This window comes from Bradyrhizobium sp. USDA 4502, assembly GCF_054063355.1.
In genome coordinates, this window is record NZ_JBSSGF010000001.1 from 3884398 (window position 1) to 3898878 (window position 14481).

Here is a 14481-nt window from a genome sequence, read left to right on the forward strand (position 1 = left end):
ACTCTAGGCCTCCGTCGCGAGCTTCTGCGCAGCGACCGCAGGAATCTCGGCGTCATCTCCCAACGGGCTTCGCGTGAGCGTCAGGATGGACGTGGCACCGACCACGAGCAGCGCACCGGCGATGAGGAAGGCCCGGTCATAATTGCCGGTGCTCTCGACGACGTAGCCCGTCACGATGGGCGCCAGCAGGCCGAACACGTTTCCGCCAACAACGAGGAAACCCATCGCGACGCCGACGTCGCGCGGTCTCTTGAGGAGATCATTGAGCAACGCGAAGTTCAATGACGTCGTAGAGGCAACGCCGGTCAGCGAGATGGCGATGAGGCCGAGGATGAGCCACATGTCTTGGACCAGGGGCGCAAAAAGGATGACGGCGGCCAGAAGCATCGCCAACGCGATCATGTAGCGGCGCTTTCCGCCGCGCACGTCGCCCTGCAGCAATCGGTCGCTGATCCGGCCCACGAAGATGCAGAGCACCACGGCCACCGCATAGGGAATGGCGGCGTAGAAGCCGGTCTTCGCGATCGTGAGCCCCTTCGTCGCCTGCAGGTAGCTTGGCATCCAGGTCAGGAAGAGATACTGCGAATAGACGTTGCATCCCTGGGTGAGGGCCAGGCCCCACAGTGTCGGCCCCTTTCGCAGCAGGCCGATGAGGCCGACTTTAGGCGCCGACGCATCGAGATCGACCTTCTTCGCACCGCGCTCGTTCAGGATCTTCTGCCGCTCCTCCTCGCCGAGCCAGGAAGCATCCTCCGGACGCGCGAACCATGTCAGCCAACACGCCAGCCAGGCGCATCCGATGCCGCCAGCGGCGAAAAACAGCGCCGGCCAGCCGAAGCTCGCGATGATGGGGCCCGCGACGAGCGCGCAGACGGCCGGGCCGGCATATGACCCGCTGTTGAAGATCGCGTTGGTCATGCCCCGCTCGGAAGCGGGGATCCATTCGCGGATCACGCGGGCGCCGGCGGGATTGCTGGTGGCCTCGCCCGCGCCCATCACCAGGCGCGTGGCGAGCAACAACGGGAAGCTTCCGGCGACGCCGGTCGCCGCGGTGGCCGCCGACCAGAGCCCGAGTCCGAAGCCCGCGACCTTCTTTGCCCCGAACCTGTCGACGAGCATGCCCATCGGAATCAGGAAGACCGTGTAGGTCCACAGGAAGGACGAGAACAGGTAGCCGAGGGCGACCGGCGAGAGGCCGAACTCGTTGGCGATCGGAGAAGCCGCGAACGACAGAGTGACCCGGTCGATATAGTTGAGCATCGCCAATGAGAAGAGCATCAGCGCAATCCAAAGCCGCTTCTTCTGCATTACTTCCTCCCTGAAACAGCGTTTCCCTGCGCGGCTTCGCCCGCGCGCTTTTGTTGACCTATGCGAAGACGCCGCTGAGCGTCAGTTTCTCGGCGGCCGCTGCCGGAAACGCAGCGCGCACCGCCAGAACCGCGGCGACGGCCATCGTCGGCACGACGCGGCGCCATGACAGAAGCGCAACCGAATACGTTTTCAGCTTCACGTTCTTCTCCCTGTTTTCTTTCTTTGCGGCGGATGCCGAAGGCGCGGCGTCCGGGCCAGCCTAGGGGGTGGTTTCGGACCTGCCCTGGCGGATTGCAATATATCGCTAAATATGACACTGTCATTTGTCAATAGAAATGACAATCTAGGAGCAGCCGCCCGGTGGCGGCGCGGGCGCTCCCGGCAGACAGCCAGCCGGATCTTTGTTAGAGGCAGAGCCAGTTGAACGCCCGAGTCGGACCGCGCAGCTCGCATTCGAAATGGAACAGTCGACTGATTTTTCTGACAGAGGGGCCGGATCGCCTAACGCGCTCCACCGGGAGATCGCGCAGCGGATCCTGATGCACGTTCGGATGGAGCGCCTTCCCATCGGCGCACACTTGACCGAGACGTCGCTTGCGCAGGTGGTTGGCACATCCCGAGGCCCCATCAGGGGCGCCCTCGGCTACCTGGCTGCGGTCGGGTATCTCGAGCGCCGCCCGCACCAAGGCTTCTTCCTGGCCAGAACCGAGCCTCGTACGGGAAAAGCCGCGGAGGCCTTGGCAGCGGCCAATACCGAGCAGCTATATCTGAAGCTTGCCGAAGACCGATTGCGCGGAAAGCTCACGGACTCGGTGACGGAAGCCGACCTGATGCGCCGTTACGATATTCCGCGGCACACGCTGCGGCGCATCCTGTCGCGGATCGTCAACGAAGGCTGGATGCAACGGCGTACGGGACACGGGTGGGCGTTCCTGCCGATGATCGATTCGGTCGAGGCCTATCGGGAAAGCTACGAACTGCGACGCTTTCTGGAGCCGCAAGGCCTGCGATCCCCGACCTTCAAGCTCGATCGCGCCGTGTTGTCGGAGCAGCGCAAGCGACAGGAGTTCCTCCACACGGCGGGGTACAAGACGCTGGGCCAGGTCGAACTGTTCAAATCGAACAGCGACTTCCACGAGGCGCTGGCTCTCATGTCGGGCAACAGATTCCTGGCCCAGACCGTCGCCCGGCAGAACGAACTAAGGCGCCTGATTGAGTATCGGCAGACCCTCGACCGGGATCGCGTGTGGCGGCAGACGGGCGAGCATCTGGCCATCATCGATCTTCTGGAGAAGGGTTCGCTCGAGCGTGCCGCCAAGCTGCTCGACAAGCATATCGGCGGAGCCTTGAAGGAGAAGGCCCGGCCGGAGCTTTTCGGACCGTAGCTCCGCCCCAAGTTCTCCTCTAACAACATCCGATGGGCGGCGATCCAGGCGTCGCGGCTCGGCGCGCACATCAGTCCGCCGTCCGGATCGCCCAGGCAATACTGATCCCCATTGGGAAGCGCGCCATATCCAATGTCGGAGGAGCTGAGCGCCTCCCGATCAAAGATGAACCAGTGGGCATTTTCCCTCGGCGAGCGGCCGGAATGCCTTCTCGCCCGGAACGGTTCTGATGAACTTGTAGTAGTCCCACGGCTTCTTCGACTCGTCTGGCGCTTTCACCTCGAACAAATGCATGTCGTGGATTTTCCGACCGTCTTCCCGCAACCGTCCTTTGCCAAAAGCCAGGTCGTCGGTCGGCATCTCTTTCATTTTTGTCATAACTGCGGCGCCACTCTTCTTGGCATTGTCGACCCCCAACGCAGCGGCGGCCTTTAGATAATGCAGAACGCCCGAGTAGCAGCCTGCCTGGATCGTGCAGGGTTTGGCGCCGCCGACCTGTGGCGCATACCGCTCCGTCAGCGCGCGAGTGCTGTCGTTGAGATCCCAATAGAAGGCTTCCGAGACGAGAAGTCCCTTCGCGGCCTGAAGACCGAGCGAGTGAATCTGGGGAATGAAGCACAGCAACGCCGCCAGCTTGACGTTGCCGTTGGCGAGACCGAACTCGGATGCCTGCTTGATCAGATTGGACGAGTCGGCGCCTGCACTCGCGAAGCCTATGACCTCCGCGCCACTCGCCTGCGCCTGGAGCAGGAAGGACGCGTAGTCGCTGGTTTCCGGGAACGGATACTTCACCGTCCCGAGGATCTTGCCGCCGGCCGCCGTGATGACGGAGCTTGCGTCTTCGACCAGCGACGCGCCGAACGCGTAGTTCGCCTGGACAAAGAACCAGGTCTTGCCACCCGCCTCGACGACGGCGCGCCCCGTCGTGGCTGCGAGCCCGTAAGTGTCAAAGGCCCAGTGTGCGGTGTTGGGCGTACAGCTGGCCCCGCTCAACGCTGACGATCCCGCGTTGAACAACGCGACCTTGTCCTTCTGCTTGGCTACGTTTGCGACCGCCAAGGCCGCCGAGGAAACAGGAACGTCGATGACGAGATCGACACCCTCGCGATCGTACCATTGGGCAGCCAGGTTTGCGGCGACGTCGGGCTTGGTGGAGAAGTCAGCCGAGATGATCTCCACATTGATGGCCGGGTTCATTTTACGGAAGTCCTCGATGGCGAGTTTCGCCATGACGACAGACCCCTGCCCGCTATCGTCGGCATACGGACCGGCAAGATCCGTCAAGACGCCGATCTTGATGGTCTGCGCGGCCCTCGCCCGGCCAGCGAGCAAGGTTGCGGCTCCCGCCGCCATGAACGTCCTGCGGTTGAGTCTCATGTGTTTCCCCCTGCACTTCTTGATTTCTTGGTGAAGTAATGTGCTCAGGTGCCAAGAAGACTATTCACCATCGCTGAATCATCCTCGGCCCCGATCGGATCGCGTGGAAGCAGCCGGTGCTGCAGCACCATGCGTGCCATTGCCAGGCGATGCGGAGCACCGATCCGCGAAGCCTCGTGAGCCAGCCCGATCGCCGACGTCACATGATAGAGCGATGATCCGACCTGACGCGCCAGCGTCTCGTCTTTCTCGTCAGACACTTTTGCGGCGAAGCGGCAGACCCTGTCGAGCGTTTGCGCCAATGTGTCGTTCAGGGCCCCGTCGAGGCCGGCCTGCGCCAAGAGCTTTTCGTTGGCTGCTTTCAGGACTGGCAGTGTCTCATTGCGGCTTATCGCCCGGACGACGTCGAGCGCAACGATGTTGGACGTGCCTTCCCAGATCGAACCCAGATGAGCATCACGGAGCAGTCGGGCATCCGGCCACTCTTCGATATAGCCACAACCTCCCCGCACCTCCATCGCGTCACCCGTGACCTTGCGGGCGTCGCGGCACGCCCGGAATTTGATGAGCGGCGTCAAGATCCGGGCGAGCTTTTCGCCTTCCGCGTCGCCCTGGTTGGCCCGATGCAGCCCATCCGCCGTCAGGAACATCATGGTTCGCGCCTGCTCGGCCCAGACCGTCATCTTGGCGAGTTGCCGGCGCATCAGCGGCAGTTCGATCAGCCTGCGGCCGAAGGCGCTGCGGCGACGCGCGATGAACATGGCCTCGGTCACAGACCGCCGCATCAGGGCCGCTGCGCGCATGCCGTTCGACAGCCGGGAATTGTTGACCATGTCCGCCATCTGATTGAAGCCGCGCCCGCGCTCTCCGATCAGGTATGCCTCAGCTCCGGACAGCCTGATCTCGCCGCTGGCCATCGAGCGCGTGCCCAGCTTGTCCTTGAGGCGGAGGATCCGATAGTCGTTCGGAAGGCCATCTTTTCTCACTTTCGGCAACAGGAAGAGAGAAACGCCGCCGAGACCCGCCCTGTCTTCGCTGCGGGCGAGCACCATCGCCAGGTCCGCGTCAACGTTCGAGCAGAACCACTTGTCTCCGGTCAGGCGCCACGTGCCGTCGTCCTGAACCTCCGCCCTTGTCTCCGTTGCAGAGATGTCAGATCCGGCGCCCTGTTCGGTCATGAACATGGCCCCCTGCATCAGCTCATCCATGTCCGTGGTCGTGAGCTTCTCGTAGTAGCGGGCGACGAGCGAGGGATCGCCATAGCGCTTGAGCGTCCGGGCGAGCGAGTCCGTCATGCTGACGGGGCACATCAGGCCGAACTCCGCTTGCGTGAAGAGGAACGCGATCGCGTACTTCGCCGCCGGTGGCATGGCTTCGTGCCATCCCAGCGCTGCTCTATGGGAGACGGCCGAGAGGCCGAATTCGCCGAACGCCAGATCCTCCATCTCAAGATAGGCCGGGTGCTTCTCGACCGCATCACAGTCCTGCCCCGTCCGGAGCCGGACCGACAGCGTCGGGGGATTTCTGTCCGCAATCGTGGCCAAGCGGTCCAGCTGGTCTCCGGCAAGGGCGCCGAGGCGGTCGAGCTTGGGCTCAAGATGACGGAAAAGGTCCGCTGGCAGGTAGTGCTGCAGGAGTGGAGCGGCGTCGCGATCGGCCCGATACAGGTTGGTGCCGCGAGCATCCGGAATCTGGGCGACGACGGTCGGTTCCGCTCTCATGAGTTCTCCTCCAAACGATTTGAGCCGATTATCGACACCCCGATCGATATAGTCCAATATCCGAATTGAACCGATTGATATATGTCACATATCGATCCCAGCGTTGGCGACAGCCATGGACCTCAGACAACTCCGGTATTTTGCAACCCTTGCCGACGAGAAGCACTTCGGGCGTGCAGCCAAACGGCTCGGCATGTCGCAGCCTCCGTTGAGCCTGGCGATCCGGCAGATCGAGGCAGAGTTGCAAGCCCCCCTCTTCAATCGCAACAGCCGCAACGTCGAGCTCACCCGCGCTGGCGTCGCCCTGCAGCGCGAAGCACGGCTCCTCTTGCGGCAGTTCGACGAGACCAAGGCGCTGGTGAAGGCCGTCGCCGACGGCAAGGAAGGCCGGCTGCGGGTTGGTTTTGGCGGATCGATGATCTACAGAGGTATGCCGCAGATCGTGGATGTCTTCCGCAAGCAAAATCCCGGCATCGAACTTCTCCTGACGGAGCTGAATTCCGTCGAACAGATCGCGGCAATCAAGCGCGACGAGATCGATTTCGGCTTTGTCCTGGGCGCAACGACAGCTGCAGGACTAAATTGTTTCCGTTTCCACTCCGAGCCGTTCCTCGCCTGCGTCCCCTTAAGCCATCCAGCGGCGAAAGCACGTTCGATAAAGCTCGACAGACTGAAGAACGACGAATTTGTTCTGTTCTCGCGCAGCGGTTCCCCGCATTACTTCGAATCCATCATATCGATATGCGTAGCGCACGGCTTTATGCCCAACATCAAGCATGAGGTCCGTCACTGGACCAGCGTCGTGTCCTTTGTCGAGTCCGGCATGGGCGTGTCTCTCGTTCCAAAGACTTTGAACACACGACATGTCACCAGAGCCAAGTTTATTGAAATCGCTGGGCGACACGACCCCTCCGAAACGTGGTGCGTCTGGAAGGACACCGATCAGCGGCCTGGCCTGAAAGCCATGATTGATGTTGCACGGGGACAAGCACAAAAGACGTTCGAGCCGCGCAGTCGGGGGCCGGGAACGATTTGAGGACTCGCGCGGCAGGCGACAAGCGGCCATGATCGTTGATGTCGCGCTGCTGCGAGTGTCCCCAAAAGAACTAGCATACCCTGTAGGGTGGCCGAGATATCGTAGCCGACGGAAAGCCCAGTATGTCGCCGATCGCATCGGGCGGCGTCGAAGCTCGGCTAGTTCTGGACGGCCGATCTGAGCGCGAGATGTTCGTTCCGGGTGCGGCAGGCACTTTGGCGTGTCTTCGCACCCGCGAGGAACGCACGCGTCTCTTCATAGAGATCGAAACGGTTCACTTCGAAGTGCATGAAATGGGTCGCTCGCGCGATCTTGACGTCCCTCTTGACGGGCGCCTGCGTAAGCGAATCGAACAACCATTTCGCATCCGCATCGGTCGAATAGCTATCCCACTCACCCCGCACGATCAGCGTTGGCACCTTGATGTCAGCAGGCTCAAATAGCTTACCGCCATTCCACAATTCCGAAACGTCCGTGAGGGCGCCCCAGGGGGTCTTGACGCTGTTCGGGGAGCGTTGCCCACTTTCCGTATCGCAGGCAAGATAAGCTTGCCCCCATACCTTGAAGTGCTGCTCATCGAAAACCGGCTCTTCGCCCGAAGGCACGTCGGCCATGAACGTCTTCCACCAGTCTTCGACGGTGATGTACTGCCATGCCGGAACGAACGGGGCTTGGACTCCCGTGTTTGGCCGATGTGTGACCGGACCGAACATCACGAGCATGTCGACCAGTTCCGGCCGGCGGATCGTCGTCAGCGCCGCCGCGTTCGTTCCCCATGAATGCGCGATGATCGAGATGCTCGAGAGATTGCTGTGCTTTACGATGAATTCGGCTGCACGCTCAATCTGCTGGCCAGCCTCTTCGGCACGGCATATCGGCGGATTCGCTTCCGGTGCCTCACCCATAGCCGCGTACCGATCCGATCCGCCGTAGCCGACATAGTCCAGCGCCCAGACGTCCCACCCGTCTGACGCCAGATTATCGCGCCACGACAGTCCATCGAAGCGATGCGCGATGGTAACTGCAGACGCCAGCCTTGCACCGTGCGCATAAAGCACGGCCTTACGTCCAGCACCTTCTACCGTCGCCGGCAGATAGCGAAGGTAAAAGCACAGTCCGCCCACGCCTTCGAACGGAACTCTGAAGCATTTCTCATTTGGATCGAGTGTGGTTGCGGCGACACCACGTTCTTTGAAACCCATGTGGCCTGCATTTCATTCTTGCCCATGAGGATGCGTGCTGTCAGGAGCCAACACCGGAAACGGCATAGCTCTGGTGGCGCCCCCTCACTTCGAGAGACGAACAGTGGGGTGGTAATCCTCTTGCGTCCAATGCATAATAAGCGCCCGTTTAAGACCGAAAGGGTCTGACCGTTGATCGAGCTAAGACACCTGCAATCCTTTCTTACGCTAGCAGAGGAAGGCCATGTCGGCCGTGCGGCGGCTCGATTGGGTATCGAACAGTCACCACTCAGCCGGCGGCTTCAGGCGCTTGAGGATGCGGTCGGAGTGAAGCTCTTCGACAGGACGCCACGCGGCATCACACTGACGCCGGCGACGCGAATTTCGCTCAGGTGTGCTGCCCTTGCTCCGGCAGCTCGAAGACTCCAAGCAACGGGCCGTAGCAACCTCGCGGGGCGAAAGCGGAAGGCTCTCCATCGGTTGCGTCGCAGCGGCGGCCTATGATGGCTTTCTGCCCGACTCGCTGCGAGCCTTCGCAAAGGGTAGGCCGAATGTCACCATTTCGGTTTCCGTCATGGGCACAACCGAAAGCTTCGGTGCGTTGCGTGATGGCATCATCGACCTCGCGCTTACGCATTCTCCGCCTCCGCCGGCCGAAGGGTTCAAGCATCTTATTCTCATGAAAGACCCTTTCGCCGTAGCCTTACCAACGAGAATCGCCGCGGCCAAGGGTACTCGTCCGCTGAGATTGAGAGACCTTGCCGACATATCGTGGATCATGTTGCCGCGGTCCGCGAGCGCCGCCTTCTATGATTCATTTGTAGAAGCCTGCGAGGCGTCAGGGTTCACGCCTAAGATCCGATATGAGACGGTGTCGGCCTCTGTCGCCCTAAGTTTGGTGTCGGCTGGACTTGGCGCCGTACTCAAGAGCTCGAGGCAGACAAGGATGGCGCCAGCCGGCGTGGTGTTCCGCGATTTGTGCGACTATGGGCGAGTCGCGGAGACATTCGTCGTATGGCGGCCCGAACCTCCTTCTCCCTCTGCCGCGCTGACGGCCTTAATCGAATCGTTCGTTACCAACGCAAGGAACAGCGCCATATCCGCCTTAGCCCCTGCGAAATCGCGGAAAAAAGCACTTCAGTAGGGTTGATCGGACGCAACAGCAAGCTTCCTTCTCGAGTGTCGCGACGGACCTGATGCCGTCGAAGAACAGGTCTGAGCTATTTTATGACACCAACATCTCAGGACGCCGTAGCTGTTGTTCAAACTAGGTTAGCCCCGATCGTTGCTAATCTATTGCACTGACCCGCGCGGCAGAGCTCACGCAGGAGGCGCCCGCAACCGATTGGCTTCAGTGAAGCGATCGCTTCTGCCTTTGCTCGCCAGCCCAGGCCCTCTTCAGGATCTTCCGTATCTCCGGCGGCGTGAGCAGAACATCCGAATTGCCCTTGGGATAGTAGGTCTCTGGACGCGTGCTTATAATGTGCGGCAAGGCGACGAATCCGAGCCTGTCACCCCATTTAAGCCGCTCGGTTGGATCGCTTCGCAGCACATCAACACCAGACCTTTTTGGCCTGGAATCCAGCTGCCAGCCCCCATCCATCAGACCTAACGTCATGAACCGGCATTGATAGCGCTCAGGGTCCCGCAGGACGTCGACGGCTTCGTCAAACAATGGGGATACCTGTTGAAATCCCATCGCAGATTGAAGGAGCAGCCGGGACTTCAGGCTTTCGAGTTCTCTGATCAGGTAGCCAGCAAGCCTCGGCTGATCCAGCCCCAACGCCACAAGCGCAATGAGGCGATCGAAAGTTTTCATGGGTTCGTCGACGCTCGACAGCTTAATGAGGTAATTCTCGACGGTGCTCTCCCCGAACGCGACGGCGGACTTTACCGCAGCGGCCATCAGCCAAAGCGTGCGCTCTCGTAGAAGGGGAAAGCTCGGCGTCCATGTGATCCATTCGAACGAAGACGCCATCTCGGAAAGCCATTGGCGCGCTCCGCGTGTGGAAGCAATCGTCAACAAGTGGCCCATGGTATGCAAAATGGTCCAGTAGTCGAGCAGCCCGCGATCGCGCTCCTTCGGTGAGAGGCCGAGTTGCCCGATCAGCGGTTTGCGAAGCTCGTCGAGCAGCATGCCGGCGTTAGTGAAATAGCTGTAGGCGACATGCTCTAACATCGGCGCCCAGTTGAGTAGCAAGCTTAGTTGCGCTCCACTCAAGGAGGCTTTTGGGTTGAAGACCGGTGCCAACAAGTCGACAGCCCGCTGTCGAGCCTCCGGTCGTGACGCGGCTGCCGAGGCCTCCTGCCTGAGTTGAGGATCGCGGTCGATCGTCGTCCACAGATCGAGTTTTCGCACCTCCGGCAAGGGTTCGCGGAGAACCTCTAGCTGCACAGCTATAACAGAAAGCTTCAGCCAGGCTTGCGCACCCGGCGGCCTCACGAGCAGATCTTCTGCCTCCGCGCAACCCGCTAGGCTTCGGAGGCGCGCCTGAAATGCACGATCCGTTTCGACAGCCGTGCAGAACGCAATACGATTAATCAAGTCTTCGGCACCCTCGATCAAGCTAAACCGAAGATCGACAGCGTTCATGCGCGGTCCGCTAACTGGAGACATTGGATCGCCGTGCTTCGGCCAGCCTTGTGAGCCGCCCGTCGCGTTCGATCGTTGGATGGAGCCGGAGGACTGCCACTAGATTGGCGAGCGATCCTCGTGACGGACGATTGGGTCTCGCTTGTCTGGCACGCGCTGATCTCAAAGCTGTTAATCTCCAACGGCGCGAGGAAGTTGCCATCGGGATCATGGTTGCGGTTCGGACGTTCGGACAAGCTAAGCTGTGTACTCATCATAAATCGGGATGGTGCGGATCAGAGCGCGCTTGATGTCTGCTTTGCCCTTAACAGCGGTGCGAAAGCGGGCATCGCCCAGGCACTGAGTCGGGCAAAACGCGATGTTGCTCCGGCCAACTCGGTGGTTTCAGCTCAAGACTCAACAGCGTCTTCCCGCTGTGGGGACCCTTTCAACGGCGCGTGAAGTCGAACGGCAATTGCGCCTGCTCGCTTGCCGTCGCTAGCAATGCTATTGAGAGTTCGGCGGACTTCTTCCAGATTTGGGGGTTGAGCTCTCAGCCAGTTTAACCCAGCCTCTGCATTCATGATCGTCGCTGTGAGCGCGTCGACGACAGCGCTATAGGTTCGCACGAAATCTGCTGAGGCCTCCAATGACGCTTCGCTCTTTGCATCGCCGAGAGTTCCCTTTGGTTCGTTGCAACAGGTGCGATGTACTTTGCGTTGCCTTAGAAGCTGAACGGCGGTTGCAGCCTTGCGGATCACATAAAGTACGAGGTCGGTCTGGGCCAGCTTGGGGACGCGGCTGCCGTTGGTCTCAAAGACAGTTGCACCCATGCGTTTTGCGACGAAACCTTGAAGCTCCGGTTGGACGGTGCTGCCCTCGTCGGCCACGAAGTACCAACTCGGCCTCGACTTCCAGGACATAGCGCGCTCCTTTAGTGGATTATCGGGACGCTTCGGCGTGAGGAGCCGCTAACGTCGACGCAACGAGTCAATTTCCCCCGTTCTTTGTGAGTTCGTGAGAGCATGCTCATATGCTCAGGCACCTGCGTCGTTCTTGAGTACACGCCAAGGCGCCTTTTCAGGCAGCTCGATTCTCCGGAGATTAAAGAAGATCGGATCTTCTCCTGAAGTTGTTTGGTCCAGCCTTTGGAACTAGACCGACCCGTAGGTCTTTCGAGTCGTAATAGGTCGTTCCGAACGAGCCGAACCTTCTTCATTTTGCGGAACATGGCACGATAGCCGCCACAACATTTCTGTGGCTGGCTTATTCAGATTTGCATTTGAGGCCACGTCTACGTTCTTTCTACTACTCGGCAACCCGTTCATGATCGGCGAGTTCGTAGCGCATGATTCGAGCCAGTTCGGGAGTTTGAATCACGGGAGTTCGACTAAATGCATCTGGCTCGGCCCGGTTCGGCGTCTGCGGCAGAGCGAACGTCAACCTGCCGACAATCTGAAGCCGTCGAATATGACGCAACGCGGACGTCGTATAGGGTCGGATAGAAGCCCGTCCTACGTTGAGTTGAATTTTCACAAAATCTGTTCATCATGCGTGTGGTCCGCGTCCGTCGGCGATTGGTGGACTTTCCGGCAGCCAAGGCTTCTCGGCGAGTTCGGCTTGAGTAAGTCGACGCGACTGCGGGGCGATCATGAGCTCGCGACGGCGTCATAACCCCAGACGATCTAACCTGTTTGGACGAGATCGGAATCTGTCTGTTGCGGGTGAGGTCGCCAATCCCAAGGCATGAGTTCGTGGATGCGTTTGGCGGGATGATCCGGCAGGTGGGCAAGCAAAGTCGACCAGCCAAGCCTGTGGATCGACGTCGCTAAGCTTGGCGGTTTATACCGCCCTGTGCCGCGCGCGGCATAGGGCGGTATAAACGATCGTCTCGCAGAGTGGCGCGTCGAATTCTGTCAGAGACTGGCGGCGCACTACAGCCATAACGGGTATTCCTTGAGCATTGTGCGTTTCGTGGATTTCAGACGCGAGCAGGGATGATGACTTGCATCGACTCGTATCCCTTTACGAATGCGGAAAAGGTTCGCTTTGGCTCCGAGAGGACGACAATCTCAGGGAATCTCGTCAGCATTTCTTGCCAGACGAGCTTCAATTGCAGCTCAGCGAGCCGATTCCCAACGCAACGATGAATGCCGAAACCAAAAGAAAGATGCTGCCGGACACGAGGGCGGTCGATGATGTATTCGTCGGCTCGCTCGATCGACTCGTCGTCCCGATTTCCGGATGCATACCAAAGCGCGACTTTATCTCCCTTGCGGATCTGCCGACCGCGAAATTCGACGTTCCGCTTCGCCGTGCGTCGCATGTAGGCAAGAGGGGTCTGCCATCGAATGGTTTCCGAAACCATTGATGGCAGCAGGCTTAGATTCTCCTTCAATTTTAGATACTGATCCGGGAAGCGGTTCAAAGCGTAGACGCTGCCAGTAATCGTGTTTCTAGTGGTGTCATTTCCGCCCACGATCAACAACATCAGGTTGCCGAAATATTCCTGACGATCCATATTCCGTGTAGCAGGCGAATGAGCAAGCATGGAAATCAGATCTCCGCCTGGCTCGCTGTTCACCCGCTTATTCCAAAGATCGACGAAATAGGCGAAGCATTCGGACATCTCAGCGACCTTCTGTTCCGCCGTCTCGACCAGGCCATGCCCTGGTATTGCAGTCGAGACATCCGACCATCGCGTGAGGCGCCGCCTGTCCTCCTGAGGGATGCCGAACAATGTCGCCAACGTCATCGCGGTCAGCTCCATCGATACCTTGTCGACCCAGTTGAATGGCTCGCCGATCGGCAGATTATCCAGGATGTCCGCCGCCCGCTCCCGGATCAACGGCTCGAGCAAAGCAAGGTTTGCCGGCGCAACTGCTGGGCTAACCGCCCTGCGCTGGTCGTCGTGCTTGGGCGGGTCCATCGCGATGAACATCGGAAATCGCTGATAATCCAGCTCACCATCAGGCAAGGCAATGCCCGCTGCGGACGAGAAGGTCTCGTGGTCGATCTCTATGTCCATAATGTCCTTGTACTTGGTGATGGACCAATAGGGACCGATCGGGCTTTCGGCTGTGTAGTGCACCGGGCTTTCGCGGCGCAATCTTTCGAAATACGGCCACACCGTATCGCTTGCAAATAGCGCAGGGTCGTACGGATTCAGTTCCGCCAGCGGCGCGGCATAAGCTGCGGCCCGAGCGTCTTCGGCGGCGCGTGTCGATACGAAATTCATTGGCGTCTCCTTCCAGACCGATTGTGCTCTCGCTTCAGAACTGATTTTCCGGCAGCCTGATCACGAGGCCGTCGAGCGACGCATTCACCTCGATCTGGCAAGCGAGTCTCGAGTACGGACCAGCCGAATCGATCATGGCAAGCATCTCACGTTCACGGTTGTCCGGCGACCCTGCGCGTTCCGCGTCGACGGCGTCAACCATGACGTGACAGGTCCCACAAGCAACTTGTCCTCCGCAGTCGCCATCAATTCCGGGAACGCTGTTTCCAACAGCACCTTCCATGACACTAAGCCCCTCGGAAACTTCGATATCGAACGTTTCTCCGCTGTGCGCGACATAGACGATTTTCGGCATGTCTTTCCTCCTCAATTGTTCATTCCAACGACTTCGTGCCGTGGGCACCAGCCTATGCGCGATGACCTGGTCGCCACGCTCGACGACGCGTCACACCGTTGCGCACCCGTTTTCGAAGAAGGTAGATCTGCTTTCCTTCGAGCACCTTCTCGGCTCTTTGATTGACGACAGGTGTCGTCATCGTGAGAACGCCAGTGGTCCGCTGAGGTCTTAGGTCGCTGACTTACAGTTCGCTATAAGGCGTGTCTCCCACGTAAACCGGCTTTAAAAGCCGACTGCTCCGCTCGAGGAACCCAACAAGCGAC

Annotated in this window: 13 protein-coding genes; 4 read left to right on the forward strand and 9 right to left on the reverse strand. The window is 59.8% G+C overall.

What is annotated here, in order from left to right; translation table 11 throughout:
- Positions 1–3 precede the first annotated feature (3 nt).
- Both ACVW1B_RS17975 and ACVW1B_RS17980 read right to left on the reverse strand, forming a co-directional pair.
- Positions 4–1308: an MFS transporter gene (locus tag ACVW1B_RS17975; protein ID WP_456821887.1), complete on the reverse strand. Its 1305-nt coding sequence runs from the start codon at positions 1306–1308 to the stop codon at positions 4–6.
- A 58-nt stretch (positions 1309–1366) separates the two neighbouring features.
- Entirely contained in the window at positions 1367–1510 is a 144-nt protein-coding gene (locus ACVW1B_RS17980; protein ID WP_456821888.1) for a hypothetical protein, read from the reverse strand.
- A 259-nt stretch (positions 1511–1769) separates the two neighbouring features.
- Between ACVW1B_RS17980 and ACVW1B_RS17985 the strand changes: the two genes are divergently transcribed.
- Positions 1770–2696, forward strand: a complete 927-nt coding sequence (locus tag ACVW1B_RS17985; RefSeq protein ID WP_456821889.1) for a GntR family transcriptional regulator — start codon at positions 1770–1772, stop codon at positions 2694–2696.
- 159 nt (positions 2697–2855) lie between these two features.
- Here the strand turns inward: ACVW1B_RS17985 and ACVW1B_RS17990 are convergent, their stop codons facing one another.
- On the reverse strand, positions 2856–4073 hold the full coding sequence (locus tag ACVW1B_RS17990) for an ABC transporter substrate-binding protein (RefSeq protein WP_456821890.1): 1218 nt from the start codon (positions 4071–4073) through the stop codon (positions 2856–2858).
- 44 nt (positions 4074–4117) lie between these two features.
- Positions 4118–5794 carry an acyl-CoA dehydrogenase family protein gene (locus tag ACVW1B_RS17995; protein ID WP_456821891.1) on the reverse strand — a complete coding sequence of 559 codons (1677 nt, stop codon included), beginning with the start codon at positions 5792–5794 and terminating at the stop codon, positions 4118–4120.
- A gap of 115 nt (positions 5795–5909) precedes the next feature.
- On the opposite strand from ACVW1B_RS17995, the gene ACVW1B_RS18000 reads away from it, so the two are divergent.
- Positions 5910–6830, forward strand: coding sequence for a LysR family transcriptional regulator (locus tag ACVW1B_RS18000; protein ID WP_456821892.1), 921 nt, complete (start codon positions 5910–5912; stop codon positions 6828–6830).
- Between the two features lie 158 nt (positions 6831–6988).
- Here ACVW1B_RS18000 and ACVW1B_RS18005 read toward each other — a convergent pair whose 3' ends face one another.
- A complete protein-coding gene (locus ACVW1B_RS18005; protein WP_456821893.1) occupies positions 6989–8032 on the reverse strand; it encodes an alpha/beta hydrolase in 1044 nt (347 codons plus the stop codon).
- 171 nt (positions 8033–8203) lie between these two features.
- Between ACVW1B_RS18005 and ACVW1B_RS18010 the strand changes: the two genes are divergently transcribed.
- Both ACVW1B_RS18010 and ACVW1B_RS18015 read left to right on the forward strand, forming a co-directional pair.
- Positions 8204–8515, forward strand: a complete 312-nt coding sequence (locus tag ACVW1B_RS18010) for a LysR family transcriptional regulator (RefSeq protein WP_456821894.1) — start codon at positions 8204–8206, stop codon at positions 8513–8515.
- Entirely contained in the window at positions 8406–9155 is a 750-nt protein-coding gene (locus ACVW1B_RS18015; RefSeq protein WP_456821895.1) for a LysR family substrate-binding domain-containing protein, read from the forward strand. The genes ACVW1B_RS18010 and ACVW1B_RS18015 overlap by 110 nt, the downstream gene beginning before the upstream one ends.
- Positions 9156–9362: 207 nt before the next feature.
- On the opposite strand, the gene ACVW1B_RS18020 is transcribed toward ACVW1B_RS18015, so the two are convergent.
- The 4 genes from ACVW1B_RS18020 to ACVW1B_RS18035 form a co-directional block, all read right to left on the reverse strand.
- Entirely contained in the window at positions 9363–10604 is a 1242-nt protein-coding gene (locus tag ACVW1B_RS18020; RefSeq protein WP_456821896.1) for a hypothetical protein, read from the reverse strand.
- 389 nt (positions 10605–10993) lie between these two features.
- The gene (locus ACVW1B_RS18025; protein ID WP_456821897.1) at positions 10994–11506 is read right to left on the reverse strand and encodes a hypothetical protein; all 513 of its coding nucleotides are present in this window, start codon (positions 11504–11506) and stop codon (positions 10994–10996) included.
- A 1058-nt stretch (positions 11507–12564) separates the two neighbouring features.
- Positions 12565–13821, reverse strand: coding sequence for a cytochrome P450 (locus tag ACVW1B_RS18030; RefSeq protein WP_456821898.1), 1257 nt, complete (start codon positions 13819–13821; stop codon positions 12565–12567).
- A 34-nt stretch (positions 13822–13855) separates the two neighbouring features.
- A complete protein-coding gene (locus ACVW1B_RS18035) occupies positions 13856–14176 on the reverse strand; it encodes a 2Fe-2S iron-sulfur cluster-binding protein (RefSeq protein ID WP_456821899.1) in 321 nt (106 codons plus the stop codon).
- Between the last annotated feature and the right edge of the window lie 305 nt (positions 14177–14481).

Bases quoted from the DNA above. Each gene is read 5' to 3' on its own strand.
- ACVW1B_RS17975 (WP_456821887.1), bottom strand. From the start codon at position 1,308: ATGCAGAAGAAGCGGCTTTGGATTGCGCTGATGCTCTTCTCATTGGCG.
- ACVW1B_RS17985 (WP_456821889.1), top strand. From the start codon at position 1,770: ATGGAACAGTCGACTGATTTTTCTGACAGAGGGGCCGGATCGCCTAAC.
- ACVW1B_RS17990 (WP_456821890.1), bottom strand. From the start codon at position 4,073: ATGAGACTCAACCGCAGGACGTTCATGGCGGCGGGAGCCGCAACCTTG.
- ACVW1B_RS17995 (WP_456821891.1), bottom strand. From the start codon at position 5,794: ATGAGAGCGGAACCGACCGTCGTCGCCCAGATTCCGGATGCTCGCGGC.
- ACVW1B_RS18000 (WP_456821892.1), top strand. From the start codon at position 5,910: ATGGACCTCAGACAACTCCGGTATTTTGCAACCCTTGCCGACGAGAAG.
- ACVW1B_RS18005 (WP_456821893.1), bottom strand. From the start codon at position 8,032: ATGGGTTTCAAAGAACGTGGTGTCGCCGCAACCACACTCGATCCAAAT.
- ACVW1B_RS18020 (WP_456821896.1), bottom strand. From the start codon at position 10,604: ATGAACGCTGTCGATCTTCGGTTTAGCTTGATCGAGGGTGCCGAAGAC.
- ACVW1B_RS18025 (WP_456821897.1), bottom strand. From the start codon at position 11,506: ATGTCCTGGAAGTCGAGGCCGAGTTGGTACTTCGTGGCCGACGAGGGC.
- ACVW1B_RS18030 (WP_456821898.1), bottom strand. From the start codon at position 13,821: ATGAATTTCGTATCGACACGCGCCGCCGAAGACGCTCGGGCCGCAGCT.
- ACVW1B_RS18035 (WP_456821899.1), bottom strand. From the start codon at position 14,176: ATGCCGAAAATCGTCTATGTCGCGCACAGCGGAGAAACGTTCGATATC.